Here is an 18,895-nt window from a genome sequence, read left to right on the forward strand (position 1 = left end):
ATCGAGTAGGAGGGAGTGATTAACTCCCGACCTCTCACACCACCGTACGTACCGTTCGGTATACGGCGGTTCAATTAAGATGTATGACGCAAAGTTTCATAACGTGATACCAGACTTTTGAGCCCTCGGGAACTCCAGTAGGAGTTCCCGAGGGCTTTGTGCAGTATCGGACTTTTTGAAATCCGCCAGTAACCCTTCCGTGAGTTGCCCCATTCATGGGCCTTCCCTTTCGGGATGCCCAGTCCGGTGAGCTTTCTCACTTTTGTGCTCGGCTTCTTCCAACTCTTCCACACGCACATGCGTAGCCTTCTTCGAATCCACGACTCGAGGGTCTTGAACACACTCGGTGTGTCTGCCAACGCAAAGTATCCGCACCATCCCATCAGGTATTGGTTCAGCTTTTGGATACGGACCTCCATCGAGTATGGTCTCTTTCGCGATGTGATGTCGCGGATTTTATCTTTCATCCGGTTCACACTGGCTTTGGCAATCCGTATTTTCGGTTCTCTGTGCTTCGTGAAGCTGAACCCAAGGAACTTTCGTCTCCATGGGCGGTCTACGGCGGACTTGTTGCCGTTCACTTTCAGCTTCAGCTTCCCTTCGATATAGGAGGTCACCGACCTCATGACCCGATTTCCCGCTTTTGGTGTTTTCACATAGATGTTGCAGTCATCGGCGTAGCGGACGAACTGATGTCCACGCTTCTCGAGTTCCTTGTCCAGTTCGTCTAGGACGATGTTCGAGAGCAGTGGGCTGAGTGGGCCTCCTTGCGGAGTGCCTTCCTCGTTGTCCGTCACGACTCCGTTTATCATGATTCCGGTTTTCAGATACTTGTGGATGAGCTTGAGCAGACACTTGTCCTCGATTCGCTTCGCCAGAAGCCCCATGAGCTTGTCATGGTTCACCCGGTCGAAGAATTTCTCCAGGTCGATATCGACCACCCAGCGATTTCCCTCTGCGATGTACCCTTTTGCTTTCTTGACCGCCCCGTGGGCACTCCGATTCGGTCGGAATCCATAGCTGTGGTCAGAGAACGTGGGGTCGTAGATAGACGACAACACCTGGGCGATCGCCTGTTGAATGAAGCGATCCATCACGGTAGGGATGCCGAGCAGTCGCACACCGCCGTCAGGTTTCGGGATTTCGACCCTGCGGACCGGTTGCGGCTGGTAGGTTCCCGACAGAAGCTCCACCTTCATGGTGTCCCAGTGTTCGATGACATGCGCTCGCAGGTTTTGTACGGGCATTCCGTCGACACCGTGGCTTCCTTTGTTCCGAACCACTCGGTTCAGGGCACGTATTAAATTTTCCCGTGACAGAATCTGTTCCATTAACATTCGTTATGCCTCTTTCCGTGAACAACGCTTCTTCTTTATCCAGTCCCTGCTCCACCCTCTTGATGTCCCCAGTGGAATTCACCACGTCCTCCATTCAAGCAAGCCCTGACGGGTTGTCTGTGTTCATCACAGCGACTGCCTGCCAAGATGTTGTTCTCTCTTAATTGTTCGGCCCTTCCCACTCGTCTCGAGACAAGGTGGTACTATGGCCTCTGCTGACTTCTGATTGTTCAGCCGCCCATCACTGTGCGGGTTACCAAGGGTACTTGGCGTTCCAATCAGAGCTCCCCGGGTAAGGACGCAATCTTTCCCTCCATCTATCTGCTCCATTTACTGCATGCGACCTTCGGCAGAAAGGGCTTTGCCTTGTTCAGCAGGCTCACCCAGTCGCACATAGCCTCGTATGAAGTTCGTGTACCTCAGACCGGAGGTTTGCCGCCCGCTTCCTTCAGATTCCACGTCGCCGTGGACACCCTTGCGCTTGGCTAACTATTACTTCTGCCTTCACAGTTCGGGACTTGCACCCTATAGATTACGCCCATGCCGGGCACACTGAAAAAAACGGGCAAGCCATCAGGTTTGCCCGTTTCGTATACATACGATGAAAGGGTGTTCATATGGAACTGATTCGTTGGAACGACCTATCCGGATTTGAAGAACGTGTCATGCCCTACCTGCTCGAACATGAGGCCGAGAACAGCTTGATGATTGGCGTGCTCGATGCCATCAAGCAAGGCCGGTACGAGACGTATCATCAACTGACCGTCGAAGAGGACGGTGAGGTGCTCGCGATCCTGCAAGTGACGCCGCCCCATCCGCTCAATTATGTGCTCGTGAAACTTGAGCGAGAGGATGACGTCCTTCGTCTGCTCGTGCCTGAACTATTAAATGGTGATATCCCATTCACCGAGCTCGTCTCGCAAGCTGATCTAGCGATGAATTTCTACACGCTCTGGTACATCCTGACGGCGCGTGAGCCGAAAGTCTTCATGGAGCAAGGTCTGTATCGTCTTGATCGTGTCAACGATATTCCGCTGTCGGAAGGGTCGATGCGAAGGGCTACCGAGGACGATGAGGCATTCCTCGTGAAGGCGTATAACGCGTTCGAAAAGGATACCGGTTTACCGGTCTCGTCAAAGGCAAACGCGACACAAAAAATTGCGACGATGCTCGAGAATCAAGAAGTGTACGTCTGGGAAGTCGACGGCAAGGTCGTCTCGTGCGCGAAGAAATCGCGCGAGACCGCGAACGGCGTCACCGTCTCGTTCGTCTACACGCCAAAAGCGTTGCGCAAGCGCGGCTATGCCCGCTCGCTCGTCGCCGAGCTGAGCCGGGAGCTCTTGACGTCGAAACAATATTGTACGCTCTATACGGATTTGAGCAACCCGACATCGAACAAGATTTACAAAGAAGTCGGCTATCAAAAAATCTTCACCTCGGCGTGGATTCGATTGCCTAGCTGATTTGATGCGCCTCCCCTATACTGTAGGTGGAGGCGATTTTTGATGAACAGATTATTCGGTTGGTGGCAACGTATCCCGAGCCGGATCCGGATGACCGCCTTGACGCTTGTCACGCTCGCCTTGCTCGGCTATATGGTGTTTCTCGGAGGGCGGAGCATGCTCGACGACCCGAACTGGGACACGCTCTTGCTGAGCGTCATCGGCGCTGCTCTCTTAACCTTTATCGCGTACAAGGCAACAAAAAAGTGATCGACGCGTTCGTCGATCACTTTTTGTATAGGCTTAGAAGAATGAAGCTGGGTTGACCGTGCTGCCCGCGCTCGAAGATGAGTACGAGTAACCACCACGGTGGATTTCAAAGTGCAAGTGTGAGCCAGTCGAGTTCCCTGTGCTACCCATGCCGCCGATGTGTTGACCTTGCGTCACACGTTGGCCGGCCGATACCGATACCGAGCTCATGTGCGCGTATACCGTCGTCCAAACTTGACCGTTCAAGACGTGCGTAATGATGACGTGGTTCCCGTAAGCGCCACCCCATCCAGCTGTCGTGACCGTACCTGTTTGTGCTGCGTTGATCGGTGTGCCGACCGGTGCTGCGATATCAAGTCCGTTGTGGAACGAGTAACCGTTCGCACCGCTCGCCGCGCCCCATCCTTGTGAGAGACGACCGTTTGCCGGACGTTGGAACATGCCGCCGCTTGCCGGTACAGAAGATGCCGCTGCCGACGCTGTCGGTGTGCTAATCGCGCTAGCGCCAGTGTTTGTCGCTTGTTTTTTCTTCGCAGCCGCTGCTGCCGCTGCCGCACGTTTCGCTTCTTCAGCCGCACGACGTTGTGCTTCCATTTCAGCCTTGATGGCTTTCTCTTGCGCTTTGAGTGTCGACTCCATTTCTTGGAGGCTCATCAATTTCGATTCGAACTTCACTTTCTCAGCGTTGAGTTTCTTAATCTTCGCTGCGCGCTCTTTCATTTTCTTGTTGAGCGTCTTTTGACGTTGTTCGAGTTCTTCTTTTTGTTTCACGAGAGCATCGCGCTCAGCTTTCAACTCAGCTTGCGCTGCAGCCAATTTTTCTTTCGTCGCTTGATACTCTTCGAAGATTTGTTTGTCGTTCTCTTGAATCGTACCAGCTGTGATCATGCGTGTGAGCAAGTCACCGAAGTCTTTCGATCCGAAGATGAACTCTGCCCAGTCGATCGAGCCGCCGCCATTTTTTTGCATTGTGGCCATGCGCTCTTTCATGAGCTCTTCTTGCGCCTTCATTTTTGCTTCATATTGTTTAATCTGCTTTTGAAGGGCTGCAATTTTTTGTTGTGTTGCACGAATCTCAGCTTTCTTTTGCGCGACGTCGTTGATGACGTCTTGGAGTTCAGCATCTAACTTGTTGATTTCTTGCTGCTCTTTGCTGATCGCCTGTTCACGTTTTTTGATCGAGGCGTTCGCTTTGCTCTGTTCACTGTTATTCTGTTGTTGCTGCTGTTGCACCTTTTTCTGCTTGTCTGTAAGTGACGCTGCATAGCCAGGTGTCGTGCCGCTAATGAGAAGAGCTCCTAAAGTGACGGTTGCTGCAAGTTTCTTCAAGTTAACCAATGTGCTTCCCTCCGCTGAGTTCTCTGAATTTCTATATAATATAGATCGCATAAATTATAAATTAATAGGCGAAATTCGATATCGCTCTGAGACTCATTATAGCAATCTAAACCTAAAGTTATTTTACACTTATATTTCATTCCCATTACATTGACCTGTTTTAGGTTTTATCCGTTTAAAAATGGGGGTATAAAGGGCTTTTGCAATTTTGCTTGTCACACAAACGTTATAAATCAAAAAGAAAAGCACTTCATGAAAGCGCTTTTCAAATAACTACCTATACGATTTTTTTACCACCTTGGAGCGACAAACCCCGATCGTGACCGTTTATGACGTCCTTGTTTGAACAGCAGAAACCCGCCAATCAATAGAATGCCACAGGCGGCACCAAAACTATCGAGCATGATGTCTTGGATGAGCGGCGTCCGTTCGGGTGTCAAACTTTGATGGAACTCATCAAAGATGGCGACCGTGTTCGCGAGCGCCCAGGCGAACAAGAGCGTCAGCCCAGCATGGAGTCGCGTACGCGACACCGCTTTGACGAGAAGTGCCCCGAGTGCGAAGAAGACGGTGAAGTGCGCCGCTTTCCGAATCAAGAACTCAATCAAGCCGGCACTCCCTTTCGCCTCGAGCGATACCGGTCCTCCGGCATACTCGAAGTCGACGGTCGAGAGGACGGGGTCGGCCCACGTCCAATTGATGCGTTCGAGCGGTGAGACGATGCTTTGGTCCGAATACGGGGTCGCGCTCGAGAAGAATAAGCCAATCAGGATCAAACCGATCCATATAAATTCATTTTTCAATATGTACATGACACCTTTCCTTTCTACAATGAGTCTCATTATACGCCTTCCATCACGTGTCATTGTAACAACGACTTCATCATTTCATGACAATTTGATTGCGAACAACCGGTTCAAAGTCGTGTCTTGAAATCGCGATTGGTATAATGAAAAGAAAAAAGGGGGAATCAACATGATCTATCAATATGAAGCAGCCGACATGAGCGGCAAGCTCCAACCGCTATCCAAATACGAAGGTGACGTCCTATTAATCGTCAACACGGCGAGCAAGTGCGGCTTCACCCCGCAACTCGACGGGCTTGAGAAATTATATGAACGTTATCAGGGCCAAGGGTTCCATATCCTCGGCTTCCCATGCAACCAGTTCGGCAATCAAGACCCGGGGTCGAACGAGGAAATCAGCGAGTTCTGTCAATTGAACTACGGCGTGACGTTCCCGATGTTCGCCAAAGTAGACGTGAACGGCAAAGACGCCCACCCGCTCTTCCAATACTTATCGAAAGAAGCACCAGGCCTGCTCGGTTCGAAGACAATCAAGTGGAACTTCACGAAGTTCCTCGTCGACCGGAACGGCAACGTCATCGAACGGTTCTCGCCGCAAACGACGCCGGATGAGATCGAGACGGCCGTCAAACGTCTCTTATAAGTAAAAGGATGGTCCGCCGCAATCCGGCAGGCCATCCTTTTTGTTAACGCGGTGTGATGAAGTTGATCGTGTAGAACGGGCTCGACTCCTCATTGTAGACGAGGCCGACCGACACGTGGGTGAAGCCATCTTTCAAGATGTTCTCCCGGTGGCCGAGCGAGTTCATCAATCCCCAGTGGGCATGAAAAACGCTCATCTGCCCCATCGCCAAGTTCTCGCCGGCGAGGGAGTACGCGATGCCGGCCTCGTTCATCCGCTCGAACGGATCGCGGCCTTCGGGATCCGTATGGCTGAAGAAGTTGTTCCGGGCCATGTTCTCACTATGGGCGCGGACGACCGGTAATAGCGGCTCATAGTCGGCGAGCGCCGACAGTCCGAACTTCTGGCGGTCCCAGTTCATGAGTATTCGCATCAACTGTTCGTTCGCGACGAGATTGTCTTCCGACACGTCACCGTAATAGCCCTCACTCGATTCCTCGACGTCCCGGTCGACGGTGAGCACGGCTTTCAGCTTGTCGTCGTCATGCTGATCGAAGAACAGCGTCACGTAGTCATCATCAATCGCATAGACATTGAACGACGGGTCGTCCGGAATCAAATAGCGTTTCAATCCCTTATTGTATGACTTGACCTCATCGAAACCGATTTGCTCGACTTGTTGTCGCGTCGTCTCGCCCACGATGAGCCCTTCAAAGATACTGCCCGTCTCGAACTGATACTGGCCTTGCTTCGATCCGGCAGCATCGATCAACTCGAGGCTACGGTCGCCGCTCTTCTCGAGCAAGTACCAGTCGTGCCCGGCATATTGGCTCGTGAAGCGCGGGGCGTCGGTCGAGCGTTCTTGCTCCTCCGCCACTTCCGTCGACTTCACTTGAATGCTCGTCGGCGCCGACACGTTTGGCACTTCAAATTTCCAGGCCGCATACATGCCGATGGCGAGCAATAAAATCACTAGTTTACGAAACATCGCGTCTCCTTTCGAAAACCTACTCCTCTCGCTCACCGAACGCACGCAAGCGCGCCTTGATGTCGATGAGCATCTCCATATAAGCGACATACGTCGCCTCATCTATATTCAGCATACCACTCACTTTGAGCGGTACCTCCTCGGCCTGCTCACGCAATGCGCTCCCGGACGGCGTGAGTGACAACAGGACACGGCGCTCGTCGTCGGTCGCCCGCACTTTCTCCACGTAATCTAGTTGCATGAGCCGCTTGACGAGCGGTGACAATGTGCCCGAATCGAGCGTGAGCCGCTCCCCGAGCTGTTTCAAATCGATATTGTCCTCTTCCCATAAAACGAGCATGACCAAGTACTGGCTATATGTCAGGTTTAACGGCGCCAAAATTGGGCGATATAATCTTGTAAGCTCTTTTGAAGCGGTATAGAGCTGAAAACAGATCTGATGCTCTAATGTTAACGAACTTTTCATAGTATTTCCTCCGGCTATAGTCTTAGGACAAGCATATCATTTGATTATCTGTTTGACTGCTCTATAATTAGATTGTGCACAACTTAATTGCCTAAAAACGAAATGGAGGAATTGAATCATGAAACCATTATTCACAGCTTCTGCAACTGCAATTGGTGGCCGCGAAGGTCGCGTCACATCGACGGACGGCGTCATCGACTTGAACGTTTCGATGCCTGGCTCAAAACACGCGGACGAAGCGACGAACCCAGAGCAATTGTTCGCAGCAGGTTACGCGGCATGTTTCGGTAGCGCTTTGAACCTCGTCATCGGCAAAGAACGTATTAAAACAGACGGCACGAACGTCACAGGACACGTGACGCTTAACCAAGACGATGAAGGCTTCTTCATCTCGGTCGAACTCGAAGTCGAAATCAAAGGTGTCGACCAAGCGACGGCGGAACGTCTCGTCGAAGCGGCACACCAAGTTTGCCCGTACTCAAAAGCGACACGCGGCAACGTCGACGTCAAGTTGACTGCTAAAGCAGCATAATCCGATGGCCCGCTTCCGAGCGGGCTTTTTTTTGCGTCTCCCTACTCTACAGAGTAGAATGAAGAAACGAACGATTCATCGAGAGGAGGCGGACGATGTTCAAAGGTAAACGCAAATATGTGACGATCGGCGTCGGGGTCGCATTCCTCTTCGCCGCTTTCTATAATGGTCTGACCATCCGAAACTACGCAGTCGAGTCCGACAAAATCGCATCGGGACAATCGTTCCGGGTCGTTCTGTTGTCCGATTTGCATGGCTACTCGTACGGGGACGACCAACGTGTCTTAATCGACAAGGTGCGGGAACAAGAACCAGACTTGATCGCCCTACCCGGCGATATTCTCGACCGCTTCCGCTCACCCGACGCCTCCTTCGAATTGATTGAAGGATTGCAAGGTATCGCGCCGATGTATTTCGTGACCGGTAACCATGAGATTGACGGCTCTGACGATTTCGTCCGTCATGACGTCAAAGACGTGTTCCGCTCCTATGGCGTGACGGTGCTCGAGAACGAGGTGGTCTCGGTCAACGTCAACGGCGTCGACATTCTCGTCGGCGGGCTCGAAGACCCGCTCCGAACGTACACCGAAAATATCCATGCGAGATGGGAAGAGACGGCGTTGACTTCGCTAGGCGATGTCGATACGGAGACGGCGTTCAGCCTATTGTTGTCACACCGGGCCGAGCAGGTCGAGACGTACGCCGCCCTACCGTTCGATCTCGTCCTATCGGGCCATGCCCACGGCGGTCAGGTACGCATCCCGTATCTATTGAACGGACTGTACGCGCCGGACCAGGGCTTCTTTCCGAAGTATGCCGGCGGTCTGTACGAGCACGAGTCGTTCACTCACGTCATCGGGCGCGGCTTCAACTATAGCGTCAGCGTACCACGTGTATTCAATCCACCGGAGATTGTCGTCATCGACGTCACTGGGACCGGGGCTCCTCAGTGAGCCCCTTTTCCTATTTTCCCCAAAACCCGGATTCGCATGCGTGTGAAACGGGTAGAGTACTCTTGTTGTAACTTACCTGTTTTCAAAAAAAGGAGGAAGTGAACATATGCGTGCTGTAACCTATCAAGGAGCAAAGAACATCGAGGTCAAGGACGTGAAAGACCCGGAGATTGAGAATCGGGAAGAGATTATTGTCAAAATCACCTCAACGGCCATCTGCGGATCAGATTTGCACATCTACTTAGGCAATATGCCGACGCGACACGGCTACGTCATCGGCCACGAGCCGATGGGCATCGTCGAGGAAGTCGGACCGGATGTCACGAAAGTGAAAAAAGGCGACCGAGTCGTCTTGCCGTTCAACGTCTCATGCGGCCATTGTTTCTATTGCGAGAACGAGATGGAAAGTCAGTGTGACAATTCGAACCACGCCCCCCATACGGACGCGGGCGGCTACTTTGGATTCACCGAGCAATTCGGGAACCATCCTGGGGGGCAGGCCGAGTATTTGAAAGTACCATATGGAAACTTCATGCCGCTCGTCATCCCGGAGTCGTGCGAACTCGATGACGAGGCGCTCCTCTTCCTCTCCGACGTCATCCCTACGGCGTGGTGGAGTTTGGACAGTTCCGGGATGAAAGCCGGCGACACGGTCGTCGTCCTCGGCTCAGGGCCCGTTGGCCTGATGACCCAAAAGCTCGCCTGGGTGCGCGGGGCGAAACGCGTCATCGCCGTCGACCCGGAATTGTATCGCTTGAACCGTGCCAAACTGTCAAACAACGTTGAGACCGTCCTCATGAAAGACCCGGTCGACACGGGCAAATACATTCATGAGATCACGAACGGCGGGGCCGACGTCGTCATCGACTGTGTCGGCTTCGACGGCAAGATGTCCCCGATCGAGAAAGTCGAGCAAAAGTTGATGGTCCAAGGCGGCACGCTCAGCGCCATCAAAGTCGCCAAAGAAGCGGTCCGGAAGTTCGGGACGGTCCAATTGACCGGGATATATGCGATGAACTATAACCAGTTCCCACTCGGCGACTTCTTCACCCGCAACGTCAGCATCCGGACTGGACAAGCGCCAGTCATCCACTATATGCCTGAGCTGTTCCAGATGATCGTCGACAAGAAGTTCGACCCGACCGACATCATCACGCATCGCCTGCCACTCGAACAGGCGGCGGATGCCTACAAAATCTTTAACGACCATTTAGATGACTGCGTCAAAGTCGTCTTGAAGCCATAACGAAAGCGGTCCCCGACATTGTCAGGGACCGCTTCTTCGTTTACCAAATCGTTCGTTCCTCACAACATTGCGCTTCCCGTTCGATTTGAACGGTCGAACGCTCGAATGTGGCGAACTGCCGGATTCGTTCCGTCACGTCTCGCAAGACGCGCTGGTCGTCCGTGTCCGCCTCGATTAAGACGTGGCACGTGACGGCGAGTTCGTTCGAAGAGATTGACCAGACGTGCAAGTCATGGACTTCTTTGACCCCGGCCACTCCTCCGAGCTCCCGTTGCATCGCCACGACGTCGACTTGATCCGGTGTCCCTTCCATCAAGATGTGAATCGCCTCCCGCGTGACCCGGTAGCCACTAATCAAGATGAGCACGGCGACGAACAGGCTCGCGATTGGATCGGCGAGCGTCCAGCCGAACGCCATAATCAACACGGCCGCCGTGATGGCTCCGACCGAGCCGAGCAAATCACCGAACACGTGCAACAGCGCACTGCGGACGTTCAAGTTATCACGCTCGCCACGCATGAGCAGCCACGCCGCGAGCACGTTGACAAGTAACCCGATGATGGCGACCGAAAGCATGCCGCCGCTTAAAATCTCTGGCGGTGCGAACAAGCGTTGATACGCCTCGATGCTGATGTAGATCGAGATGACGAGCAACGTCAAGCCGTTGACGAACGCCGCTAAAATCTCGAAGCGTCGATAGCCAAACGTCCGCTCCGGCGTCGCTTGCCGTGCCCCGAACCGGACAGCGAGGAAACTGAGCCCGAGTGCGGCCGCGTCGCTAAGCATATGCCCCGCGTCCGACAACAGCGCCAAACTGTTCGTCCATAATCCGCCGATGACTTCGACGACCATGAACGTCGCAATCAGGACGAACGACCAGAATAATGCCCGTTGGTTCGTCGTATGATGATGGTGATGGTCGTGCCCGTGATGATCGTGATGTGCGCCCATTGTTTCTCCCCCTCTCTCTATATAGTCTATACCTTCCACCTCAAACATTCAAACGTTCATTTGAATGAATACATAAAAACAATCGCCGAAAGTGAGGTCCTCTCGACGATTGTCGTTATTTCTGTTCGAGCCGGACCCGCATGACGCCGTCATAGGGGAACAACTTCAACTGGCGAGTCTCACCTTCATACCAACTGCCGGCGTTTTGGCTGCTCGTCGCCGTCACATCAGGCGTCGCGACCGCTTGGCGGTCCCAGTCGATCGCCCGCACTTGTTGGTCACGTACCATCAAGAAGAAGCCGTCATAGAAATGGTATTCGTTCACTTGGTCACGCTGGACCGCTTTCGGGGTACCGAGCGTGGCCCGGACACTGTCGATGTCTTGACCGAGCACTTCGATTGTCGCCGCATCCGCCGTCGGGACGACGGTCTTCCATGCCGCGGTCACATCGTCATCGGAGACGCTCGTCGCTTCTCCCGTCACTTGTGCTTCCGTCACCCATCCGGTCGTCCGCTCATTCAATTGGAGCTTGACGAAACCACTGACGGCCTCGAGCTGTTCGAACCGGTCACCGAGGTCGGCCTCATAAATGACCGTCGCCCGGTCGTCGGCGAACACTTTCGTATAAGGTGCCGCGATATAGACGTACATTCCCGCTGACTCGTCGGCCTCCGCTTCCGGCTCGTCTCCTTCTGTCGCCTCTGATTCATTATTGACCGACTCGGTCGCGATGTCGTCTGTCTCCGGCAACGCCGAGTTCTTCGTGTCCATGAGGGCCGCGAAGGCGATGACGCCGACGAGTGAAGCGATCAATGCGATGACCGTCGCCGTTTGCCATAACCGCTTCCGCTTCCGTGATGCGGCCCGTGATGCCCGAACTTCTTCTTTCATATGATTCCACCCCTATTTGTTTCGTCTATTCTGTTCGGATTCGGCAAGGGGGATGCCGTTTCCTGCCTCGTCGAAGAAAATATGCGGTTCGCTCGTCAATGTCTCAAGCGTCTGGAGCGTCGCGTCAACGTCGACCGGCTTTGTATCTCCGGACTCGAGCACGTGTACCGTCTCCCCGAGCTCGATCGTCCGGTCCGTCAAGCGGTGGAACGTCCGGTCATGCGAGATAAGAATCAATCCGCCTCGATACACTTCGAGCGCGGCCTCGATTTGCTCCCGTGTGGCCACGTCCAAATAGTTCGTCGGCTCATCGAGGGCGAGCAGGTCCGCGTCCGAGAAGTACAAGATGAGGAAGGCGATGCGGCACTTCTCCCCCATGCTCGCCCCTCGAATCGGCTTATACACCTCATCACGGCGGAACAAGAAATGGGCGAGCAGCGTCCGCGCCTCCGTCTCGGTGATGTCACTTTCGGCCAGGAGCGCCTCGAGCAACGTTCCTTCGGCCGGCAGTCGTGCGAGCGTCTGTGAGAAGTAACCGATTTTCAGTTTCGGATGACGCTTGACGTGCCCAGCATCCGGGACGAGTTCGCCGATCAATAGTTTCAACAGCGTCGTCTTCCCGCTCCCGTTCGGCCCGACGATGGAGATGCGGTCACCCCGGTTCACCGTGAGCGAGAGTCGTTCAAAGAGGGGTTCGTCGTAACCGAACGAGATGTCGTCGACCGCAATCCACGTCTTCGCCTCGAGTGGGTCGGCTTGGAAGCGGACCGAGATATGGGCCGCATCTTTCGGACGATCGGGTCGCGTCCCTTCGAGCTGTTCGAGTTTACGTTCACGGGCCTTCATCTTGATGGCAAGGTTCGCCGCGCCTTTTTGAGCGCCTGGACTTCGCACGCTCGCCGTCGCTTTCGCTTTCAAATGCCAGCCCTTGTATTGGGCGATCATATCGAGCAGTTCCGACTTCCGCGCCGCATAGCGGGCATGGGCCCGCTCGTCGCGTACCCGTTCCTCGGCCTTCTGATGTTTATACGCCGTGTAGTTGTCCGAATAGCGGACGATGATCCCCTCATGCAGTTCGAGGATGACGGTCGCGACGTCATCGATGAATTGACGATCGTGGGAGATGGCGAGCACTGTCCCCGAAAACTCGTTCACCCAGCGTGTCAGCCACTCGATTGAATCCAAATCGAGATGGTTCGTCGGCTCGTCGAGCAGGACGATGTCGACGTGTCGCATCGTGAGACGGGCGAGTTGGACCCGTGTCTGTTCACCGCCGCTCAAATCGCGGAGTCGGCTCGAGTCATGTCCGTCAAGACCAAGTCGTTTGAGGGCTTGTCTCGCCTCAAGTTCGAGCGCGAAGGCGTCAACCGCGAGTGCCTCGTCATACGCTTCGAGCACGCGCGCCGAATCCCCTGATGTGACGGCAAGGTAGAGATTGTAGCGCGCCAAGTCGCCTTGCATGACGTAGTCGAGCGCGGTCTCTTCTCCATCAAACACCGTCTGTTCGACGACACCGATCGTGCCCAAAACGTCAATCGAACCTGACTGTGGAGCTAGTTCACCTATGAGCAGCTTGAATAGCGTCGTCTTGCCGGACCCGTTCTGACCGAACAAGACGGCCCGTTCGCCTGCCGCGACGTCGAACGAGACATTGTCGAATAAGGGTTGCCGGTCGTGGTCGAACCGGACTTGCTTCATACTTAACATATTGTTTCACCTCGCTAGTTTGTCTGATACGCGATGAAACCAAAAAACACCATCCGCAACGCGCGGTGGTGTGAAGAGATCCGGTCAAGCGGAAAGAAGGGTCACCCCTTAGCCTGAAATTGGACACACTTCACCCGTGACTGTTCGTGCGAACAGTGATGATTCGTTTCATCAGTTGAGTGAGTGTGACTTTTTCATGGCACGCGGTACCTTCCTTTCCTAAGTTACTGTCACCGTACCAAATTGAAAGCGGATTCGCAAGTAATGCCCCACAATCTCCCATTTTTTCTACACCTTCCGGCGGATGCGGGGTCATCGGTCGAGCGGTATGATTAAACCATCTTAGATGATGAGGTGACTACTATGCGATTACGAAACCTACTCGTCCCGAGCGCCGTCCTAGCGAGCGTCGGTACGTTCCTATACACACGCTTGAAACGAAGACTGCCTCGCCCGGCCTTTAAAGTCCCGACGGCCAAACCGGACCTCGCCTCGTTCGATGAGACGATGGTCAGTGCCACCTGGGTCGGCCATTCGACCGTGCTCATCCATTGGTACGGCTTGAAAATCTTGACCGACCCGGTGTTCTCGAACCGGATCGGTGTCCACGTCGGGCCATTCACGTTCGGCATGAAACGCCACACCGCCCCTGCCCTCTCGATCGAGGAGATCGGGCATGTCGACGTCATCCTGCTCAGCCACGCCCATATGGACCACTTCGACCATGAGAGTCTGAAGCGGCTCATCACCCGCGACACTGTCGTCATTTCGGCCCCGGGTACGAGCAAGCTGTTGCGTAAATACCCGAGTCTGCAGACACTCGAGATGCATCCGCACGACAAGTTGACGCTCGCGAACGGGCTCCACGTCCAAGCCATCCCCGTCGCCCATTGGGGCAATCGTTTCCCGTGGGACAAGCATATGGGCTACAACGGCTACGTCTTGAAATATAAAGGCGTCCGCATGTTGTTCGCCGGGGATACGGCCTACACTGAGTCGTTCAACGGGCTCGCGAACAAAGAACCGATCGACCTTGCCTTCTTCCCAATCGGCGCCTATCAACCCGAATCGTTCGAGGAAGCGCACTGTACCCCGGAACAGGCGTGGACGATGTTCAAGCAGAGCGGTGCGAAACGTTTCGTCCCGATGCACTGGGACACGTTCGTCTTATCGTACGAACCGGTCGAGGAGCCGTATGAACGTCTCGTCGCCGCAGCCAAACTTGAACGTGACCAGATTGTGATCAAGGCGCACGGCGAAAGCATTCGGTTGTAGCTTTCGCTTTCACTTCCGTCCGATTTTCGGTAACGTAAGAGTTGAGAGGGAGGGAATCAATATGGAATGGACAACACTCAACAATGATGTGAAACTGCCGATGCTCGGGCTCGGTGTGTACAAAGTGGAAGACGGGGCGGTCACGGTCGATACGGTCAAAGCAGCGCTTGACGCGGGCTATCGATTGATCGACACGGCCGCTATCTATCAGAATGAGGAGAGCGTCGGCCAAGCGATTCGCGAATCCGGCGTCCCGAGGGAAGACATTTTCGTGACGACGAAACTGTGGAACGAGTTCCACGGCTATGACGAGGCGCTCCAAGCGTTCCAAGACAGCCTCGACCGGCTCGGTCTCGAGTACGTCGACTTGTTCTTGATTCACTGGCCGATGCCGCGCTTCGGTAAATTCGTCGAGACATATAAAGCGCTCGAACAGTTGTATGAGGAAGGCAAGGTCCGGGCCATCGGGGTCTCGAACTTCGAGGTCAGCCACCTCGAACAGATCATCCAGTCGTGCTCGATCGTCCCGGCAGTGAACCAAGTCGAGATCCACCCATACTTGTCCCAAAAAGAGTTGATCGCGTTCTGCCAGCGGTACGATATTCAAATCCAGGCGTGGAGCCCGCTCATGAAAGGGCGCGAGGCGCTTGAGGATCCGGTCATCGCCGAGATTGCGACCAAGCACGGGAAATCACCGGCTCAAGTCATCCTGCGTTGGCACTTACAGAACGGTGTGGCCGTCATCCCGAAATCGGTCACGCCGAGTCGAATTCGTGAGAATATAGAGGTGTTCGACTTCACGTTGACGAAAGAAGAGATGCAGGCGATCGACGGACTCAACCGAAACGAGCGGACCGGGTCTGACCCGAACGAGATGCACAAAATCCACTACTGAGGAGAGATTTGACATGTTCAAAAAACTAGCTTCTGATTTGACGGGCTTCAGCGATATCGGTGAAGTCATCGACCCGAAAGATTTCGATAAGGCGGATTCGGACGATTACGTCCTCCATGAGGACAACGAGAAGATCTACTTCTTAATCAAGTCAAAATCGGACGAGTATTGCTTCACGAACTTGGCGATGATTCACCTCGACGGGACGAGCGCGATGAGTTCGAAACGCGTCTTGTATCGTTATCCATACGCCCACTTCCCATTGAATAACGTCATGTTCGAGACGGCCGGCACGGTCGACATGGACGTCGAGATCAAATTCACCATCGGCGACAAGCCCTATTCGATTGACGTGAACAAGAAACAAATCGAGCATGTGAAAGACTTGTACAAATCGCTCCTCGCCATCGCCGAGAAACAACGCGAAGGCCGGAAAATGATGGAGTATGCCAACGCCTCGCTCACGCATTCGGTGTCGATTTTGAGCGGGCTTCGTCAAGGCGATATGAATGTCGCCTCGACGTTCAAGGAATTGAATGAACAGAGCTTTGACTGGCTTAAAGGTCACTACCACGAGTGGAACCGCAAAGATTTCGGTGACGTGTTCGAGAAGTACATCAACAACTAATGAAAAATGGCCCACGATTCAGACGAATCGTAGGCCATTTTTATTTACTTTCATCAATCAACTGTTCGGCGAGCCGTTGGAACAAGTGGCTCATATGGACGGCCGAGGCGATGGCGAGCGACTGTTGGATGCCGTTCGTCTCGTTCGTACGCACGTTGGCGAGGAGCGTCTCGGCTTGTGCCTCGAACGCCTGCATGTTCTGTTCTTTCTGTACCTGGTACGCGTCATAGAAGTCCTCGAGCGAGAAGCCCTCGTCCGACTCGTTCAGCGGCCGGAGCGTCTCTTTGATGTCATTGATCGAGAGCAATCCTTTCATCTCGTAAATCAGGCTGAGCAACATCAAGTGCTCGTTCGTGTACTTCTTGTTTTTGACGGGATGGAACAGCTTACCTTTGGCGTAGTTGTTAATCATCGTCTTCGTCAAAATCGTCTCGTCGTCACTCCGCTTCATCTTGCCGTAATGTTGCTCGAACAGCTGGATGACTTGGTCCATATATAAGTCAATCGTCGGGAGCACCTGCTTCGGCAACGTCCCTTCCGTCTCTACAATTTCATGCGGTTTCATTGGATCACCTCCCCTTCAGTATACGGACAAACCGGATTTGTCGAAACAAAAACCTTGTCGTTCTGACGTATACAGCTTATCATGTAGTTATGGATACTACATGACGTGATAAGGAGTGTTTTACATGAATTCGATTTTTCGGGAACCGATTAACGCACTGACCCACTTGGCCGGTGCCGTGCTCGCGTTCGTCGCGTTGATTGCGATGACGGTGAAAGCATCACTGCTCGGCGAGCCGCTCGCCATTATGGCTGCGATTTTGTTTGGCATTAGCCTCGTCTTTCTCTATTTGTCGTCCGGTCTGTACCACAGCATCATCGCCTCACCGAACGTCATCGCCTTCTTCCGAAGAATCGATCATGCGATGATTTACGCCCTGATTGCCGGGACATACGCCCCCCTCACGTTGCTCGCGCTTGAGGGACCGACACGTTGGGTGTTGTTCGGTACCGTCCACGCGCTCGCCTTGTTCGGCATCGTCTTCAAGCTCGTCTGGTTCCACGCCCCGCGCTTCTTGTCGACGGCACTCTACATCGGCATGGGCTGGTTATCGGTGTTCTTCATCGGACCGCTCCATAACGTAATCGGCAACGCCGGCATCTTCTGGCTCATCCTCGGTGGCGTCATGTACACGATTGGTGGGCTCATCTACGGATTCAAACCGAAGTTCGTCAACTGGCGCGGTTGGGGCTTCCACGAGGTGTTCCACTTGTTCATCTTGTTCGGCAGTTTCGCCCACTTCGTCTGCGTGTTCTGGTACGTCTTCTGAGTCCTCCTTGCGAGGGCTTTTTTTGTGAGCACATTCATTTACTTCGATTTCAAGACATCCTACACTGACTGTAGGAGGGATTAACTATGAAAATTGAAGTTTGGTCAGACTACGTTTGCCCGTTCTGTTATATCGGTAAGCGCCGTTTAGAAGAAGCACTCGAACAGTTCCCGCACGCGGACAACGTCGAAGTGGAGTTCAAGAGCTTCGAGCTCGACCCGAACGCCCCGACGACGGATTCGCGTTCGATTTATGAAGCGCTCGCGAAGAAATACAGCATGCCGCTCGAGCAGGCGAAAGGCACGACGGCCCAAGTCGCCGCCCAGGCCCGCACCGTCGGACTTGAGTACGATTTCGACAACATGGTCGTCACGGGTACACTTGACTCACACCGGTTGACGCACTATGCGAAGACGGTCGGAAAAGAGAAAGAATTGTCAGAAGCGCTCCTTAAGGCGTATTTCGTCGACGCGAAACATATCGGCGACCACGACGTCCTCGTCGAGATCGCAACAAGTGTCGGACTCGATGCCGACGCCGTGAAAGACGTGCTCGCTTCAGACGTATACACAGAAGACGTCCGCGCTGAAGAGAAGCGCGCGAGCGACCTCGGCATCACCGGTGTCCCGTTCTTCGTCTTCGATAATAAATATGGCGTCTCTGGCGCCCAGCCGACCGAGGCGTTCACGCAAGTGCTCGAGAAGACGTGGGCCGAATCGGCACCGACGCTTCAAGTGCTCTCGGGTGGCGCGACGTGCACGGACGATAACTGCGATATTTGATGTGAAACGAATAAAAGCAAAGCATTCGCCCATATTTGGACGAATGCTTTTTTGTTAATTTAAATCTTTCATCATATCCTCAAATGAAATGGTTTCAGAACGTTCTTTGTGCCTATGCATTGCTTCGTTGTAAAATTTCAAATCGAGTTCATTCTCGATACGTTCAAAGACAGTGTCCCGAACGAGAGTCGAGAGGGAGAGGTTCTTAGACTTCGCATACGCTCTAATCAGACGCTCGTCTTCTTCGTTGAGTTCAAAAGATATCGTCCTCATACAATCGACCTCCTATATGGAACATTGTATTACAAAATGGAAATGTTCATGTAGTCAAAACTTATATCTCTCGGAAGCCGAATCCCGGCTTCTTTTTTGTAGCTTTCTAAATCGTTCTGAAGGATAATTATTATTACCTAATAAGAATCGAGGACTT

Annotated in this window: 21 protein-coding genes; 11 read left to right on the forward strand and 10 right to left on the reverse strand. The window is 53.5% G+C overall.

Annotation, left to right across the window (positions count from 1 at the left end):
- Nucleotides 1–74: 74 nt before the first annotated feature.
- On the reverse strand, nt 75–1,337 hold the full coding sequence (ltrA, locus tag ACZ2GZ_RS11305; RefSeq protein WP_214798647.1) for a group II intron reverse transcriptase/maturase: 1,263 nt from the start codon (nt 1,335–1,337) through the stop codon (nt 75–77).
- A gap of 617 nt (nt 1,338–1,954) precedes the next feature.
- On the opposite strand from ltrA, the gene ACZ2GZ_RS11310 reads away from it, so the two are divergent.
- Together ACZ2GZ_RS11310 and ACZ2GZ_RS11315 are read left to right on the forward strand one after the other, a co-directional pair.
- Nucleotides 1,955–2,800: a GNAT family N-acetyltransferase gene (locus ACZ2GZ_RS11310; protein WP_029595897.1), complete on the forward strand. Its 846-nt coding sequence runs from the start codon at nt 1,955–1,957 to the stop codon at nt 2,798–2,800.
- A gap of 42 nt (nt 2,801–2,842) precedes the next feature.
- Entirely contained in the window at nt 2,843–3,049 is a 207-nt protein-coding gene (locus tag ACZ2GZ_RS11315) for a hypothetical protein (protein WP_029595898.1), read from the forward strand.
- A 33-nt stretch (nt 3,050–3,082) separates the two neighbouring features.
- On the opposite strand, the gene ACZ2GZ_RS11320 is transcribed toward ACZ2GZ_RS11315, so the two are convergent.
- Together ACZ2GZ_RS11320 and ACZ2GZ_RS11325 are read right to left on the reverse strand one after the other, a co-directional pair.
- Nucleotides 3,083–4,387, reverse strand: coding sequence for a murein hydrolase activator EnvC family protein (locus ACZ2GZ_RS11320; protein ID WP_021066781.1), 1,305 nt, complete (start codon nt 4,385–4,387; stop codon nt 3,083–3,085).
- Nucleotides 4,388–4,677: 290 nt separating this feature from the next.
- Nucleotides 4,678–5,199, reverse strand: a complete 522-nt coding sequence (locus ACZ2GZ_RS11325) for a VanZ family protein (protein ID WP_029595899.1) — start codon at nt 5,197–5,199, stop codon at nt 4,678–4,680.
- Between the two features lie 163 nt (nt 5,200–5,362).
- Between ACZ2GZ_RS11325 and ACZ2GZ_RS11330 the strand changes: the two genes are divergently transcribed.
- Nucleotides 5,363–5,836: a glutathione peroxidase gene (locus ACZ2GZ_RS11330; protein WP_029595900.1), complete on the forward strand. Its 474-nt coding sequence runs from the start codon at nt 5,363–5,365 to the stop codon at nt 5,834–5,836.
- 43 nt (nt 5,837–5,879) lie between these two features.
- On the opposite strand, the gene ACZ2GZ_RS11335 is transcribed toward ACZ2GZ_RS11330, so the two are convergent.
- The gene (locus ACZ2GZ_RS11335) at nt 5,880–6,803 is read right to left on the reverse strand and encodes a CAP domain-containing protein (RefSeq protein ID WP_029595901.1); all 924 of its coding nucleotides are present in this window, start codon (nt 6,801–6,803) and stop codon (nt 5,880–5,882) included.
- 19 nt (nt 6,804–6,822) lie between these two features.
- Nucleotides 6,823–7,269, reverse strand: coding sequence for a MarR family winged helix-turn-helix transcriptional regulator (locus ACZ2GZ_RS11340; protein WP_029595902.1), 447 nt, complete (start codon nt 7,267–7,269; stop codon nt 6,823–6,825).
- Nucleotides 7,270–7,387: 118 nt separating this feature from the next.
- On the opposite strand from ACZ2GZ_RS11340, the gene ACZ2GZ_RS11345 reads away from it, so the two are divergent.
- From ACZ2GZ_RS11345 to ACZ2GZ_RS11355, 3 genes are all read left to right on the forward strand, one after another.
- Nucleotides 7,388–7,801 (forward strand): organic hydroperoxide resistance protein, encoded by a 414-nt coding sequence (locus tag ACZ2GZ_RS11345; RefSeq protein ID WP_021066776.1) that lies wholly within the window; start codon nt 7,388–7,390, stop codon nt 7,799–7,801.
- Nucleotides 7,802–7,896: 95 nt separating this feature from the next.
- Nucleotides 7,897–8,754 carry a metallophosphoesterase gene (locus ACZ2GZ_RS11350; protein ID WP_029595904.1) on the forward strand — a complete coding sequence of 286 codons (858 nt, stop codon included), beginning with the start codon at nt 7,897–7,899 and terminating at the stop codon, nt 8,752–8,754.
- A gap of 106 nt (nt 8,755–8,860) precedes the next feature.
- Nucleotides 8,861–10,000 carry a zinc-dependent alcohol dehydrogenase gene (locus ACZ2GZ_RS11355; RefSeq protein WP_029595905.1) on the forward strand — a complete coding sequence of 380 codons (1,140 nt, stop codon included), beginning with the start codon at nt 8,861–8,863 and terminating at the stop codon, nt 9,998–10,000.
- Nucleotides 10,001–10,040: 40 nt separating this feature from the next.
- Here the strand turns inward: ACZ2GZ_RS11355 and ACZ2GZ_RS11360 are convergent, their stop codons facing one another.
- The 3 genes from ACZ2GZ_RS11360 to abc-f form a co-directional block, all read right to left on the reverse strand.
- A complete protein-coding gene (locus ACZ2GZ_RS11360; RefSeq protein ID WP_029595906.1) occupies nt 10,041–10,952 on the reverse strand; it encodes a cation diffusion facilitator family transporter in 912 nt (303 codons plus the stop codon).
- A gap of 115 nt (nt 10,953–11,067) precedes the next feature.
- A complete protein-coding gene (locus ACZ2GZ_RS11365; protein ID WP_029595907.1) occupies nt 11,068–11,844 on the reverse strand; it encodes a hypothetical protein in 777 nt (258 codons plus the stop codon).
- A gap of 12 nt (nt 11,845–11,856) precedes the next feature.
- Complete coding sequence (abc-f, locus tag ACZ2GZ_RS11370; protein WP_470295283.1) at nt 11,857–13,551, reverse strand: ribosomal protection-like ABC-F family protein; 1,695 nt, start codon at nt 13,549–13,551, stop codon at nt 11,857–11,859.
- Between the two features lie 363 nt (nt 13,552–13,914).
- Here abc-f and ACZ2GZ_RS11375 point away from each other — a divergent pair, with 363 nt between their 5' ends.
- The 3 genes from ACZ2GZ_RS11375 to ACZ2GZ_RS11385 all read left to right on the forward strand — a co-directional run bounded on the left by ACZ2GZ_RS11375 (nt 13,915) and on the right by ACZ2GZ_RS11385 (nt 16,349).
- Nucleotides 13,915–14,826: an MBL fold metallo-hydrolase gene (locus ACZ2GZ_RS11375; protein WP_470295284.1), complete on the forward strand. Its 912-nt coding sequence runs from the start codon at nt 13,915–13,917 to the stop codon at nt 14,824–14,826.
- Nucleotides 14,827–14,887: 61 nt separating this feature from the next.
- Entirely contained in the window at nt 14,888–15,721 is an 834-nt protein-coding gene (locus ACZ2GZ_RS11380; protein WP_470295285.1) for an aldo/keto reductase, read from the forward strand.
- 13 nt (nt 15,722–15,734) lie between these two features.
- Nucleotides 15,735–16,349, forward strand: coding sequence for a PH domain-containing protein (locus tag ACZ2GZ_RS11385; protein ID WP_021066768.1), 615 nt, complete (start codon nt 15,735–15,737; stop codon nt 16,347–16,349).
- 40 nt (nt 16,350–16,389) lie between these two features.
- On the opposite strand, the gene ACZ2GZ_RS11390 is transcribed toward ACZ2GZ_RS11385, so the two are convergent.
- The gene (locus tag ACZ2GZ_RS11390; RefSeq protein ID WP_214789445.1) at nt 16,390–16,914 is read right to left on the reverse strand and encodes a DUF1836 domain-containing protein; all 525 of its coding nucleotides are present in this window, start codon (nt 16,912–16,914) and stop codon (nt 16,390–16,392) included.
- Nucleotides 16,915–17,038: 124 nt separating this feature from the next.
- Here ACZ2GZ_RS11390 and trhA point away from each other — a divergent pair, with 124 nt between their 5' ends.
- Nucleotides 17,039–17,683, forward strand: coding sequence for a PAQR family membrane homeostasis protein TrhA (trhA, locus tag ACZ2GZ_RS11395; RefSeq protein WP_021066766.1), 645 nt, complete (start codon nt 17,039–17,041; stop codon nt 17,681–17,683).
- 86 nt (nt 17,684–17,769) lie between these two features.
- Entirely contained in the window at nt 17,770–18,465 is a 696-nt protein-coding gene (locus ACZ2GZ_RS11400) for a DsbA family oxidoreductase (RefSeq protein WP_021066765.1), read from the forward strand.
- A gap of 54 nt (nt 18,466–18,519) precedes the next feature.
- On the opposite strand, the gene relB is transcribed toward ACZ2GZ_RS11400, so the two are convergent.
- Entirely contained in the window at nt 18,520–18,738 is a 219-nt protein-coding gene (relB, locus tag ACZ2GZ_RS11405; RefSeq protein ID WP_029595913.1) for a type II toxin-antitoxin system RelB family antitoxin, read from the reverse strand.
- Nucleotides 18,739–18,895: the final 157 nt, after the last annotated feature.

Source organism: Exiguobacterium sp. KKT215 (assembly GCF_055635335.1).

Bases quoted from the DNA above. Each gene is read 5' to 3' on its own strand.
- ACZ2GZ_RS11345 (WP_021066776.1), top strand. From the start codon at position 7,388: ATGAAACCATTATTCACAGCTTCTGCAACTGCAATTGGTGGCCGCGAA.
- abc-f (WP_470295283.1), bottom strand. From the start codon at position 13,551: ATGTTAAGTATGAAGCAAGTCCGGTTCGACCACGACCGGCAACCCTTA.
- ACZ2GZ_RS11355 (WP_029595905.1), top strand. From the start codon at position 8,861: ATGCGTGCTGTAACCTATCAAGGAGCAAAGAACATCGAGGTCAAGGAC.
- ACZ2GZ_RS11380 (WP_470295285.1), top strand. From the start codon at position 14,888: ATGGAATGGACAACACTCAACAATGATGTGAAACTGCCGATGCTCGGG.
- ACZ2GZ_RS11400 (WP_021066765.1), top strand. From the start codon at position 17,770: ATGAAAATTGAAGTTTGGTCAGACTACGTTTGCCCGTTCTGTTATATC.
- ACZ2GZ_RS11360 (WP_029595906.1), bottom strand. From the start codon at position 10,952: ATGGGCGCACATCACGATCATCACGGGCACGACCATCACCATCATCAT.
- ltrA (WP_214798647.1), bottom strand. From the start codon at position 1,337: ATGTTAATGGAACAGATTCTGTCACGGGAAAATTTAATACGTGCCCTG.
- trhA (WP_021066766.1), top strand. From the start codon at position 17,039: ATGAATTCGATTTTTCGGGAACCGATTAACGCACTGACCCACTTGGCC.
- ACZ2GZ_RS11385 (WP_021066768.1), top strand. From the start codon at position 15,735: ATGTTCAAAAAACTAGCTTCTGATTTGACGGGCTTCAGCGATATCGGT.
- relB (WP_029595913.1), bottom strand. From the start codon at position 18,738: ATGAGGACGATATCTTTTGAACTCAACGAAGAAGACGAGCGTCTGATT.
- ACZ2GZ_RS11365 (WP_029595907.1), bottom strand. From the start codon at position 11,844: ATGAAAGAAGAAGTTCGGGCATCACGGGCCGCATCACGGAAGCGGAAG.
- ACZ2GZ_RS11335 (WP_029595901.1), bottom strand. From the start codon at position 6,803: ATGTTTCGTAAACTAGTGATTTTATTGCTCGCCATCGGCATGTATGCG.
- ACZ2GZ_RS11375 (WP_470295284.1), top strand. From the start codon at position 13,915: ATGCGATTACGAAACCTACTCGTCCCGAGCGCCGTCCTAGCGAGCGTC.
- ACZ2GZ_RS11315 (WP_029595898.1), top strand. From the start codon at position 2,843: ATGAACAGATTATTCGGTTGGTGGCAACGTATCCCGAGCCGGATCCGG.
- ACZ2GZ_RS11350 (WP_029595904.1), top strand. From the start codon at position 7,897: ATGTTCAAAGGTAAACGCAAATATGTGACGATCGGCGTCGGGGTCGCA.
- ACZ2GZ_RS11390 (WP_214789445.1), bottom strand. From the start codon at position 16,914: ATGAAACCGCATGAAATTGTAGAGACGGAAGGGACGTTGCCGAAGCAG.
- ACZ2GZ_RS11340 (WP_029595902.1), bottom strand. From the start codon at position 7,269: ATGAAAAGTTCGTTAACATTAGAGCATCAGATCTGTTTTCAGCTCTAT.
- ACZ2GZ_RS11325 (WP_029595899.1), bottom strand. From the start codon at position 5,199: ATGTACATATTGAAAAATGAATTTATATGGATCGGTTTGATCCTGATT.
- ACZ2GZ_RS11310 (WP_029595897.1), top strand. From the start codon at position 1,955: ATGGAACTGATTCGTTGGAACGACCTATCCGGATTTGAAGAACGTGTC.
- ACZ2GZ_RS11330 (WP_029595900.1), top strand. From the start codon at position 5,363: ATGATCTATCAATATGAAGCAGCCGACATGAGCGGCAAGCTCCAACCG.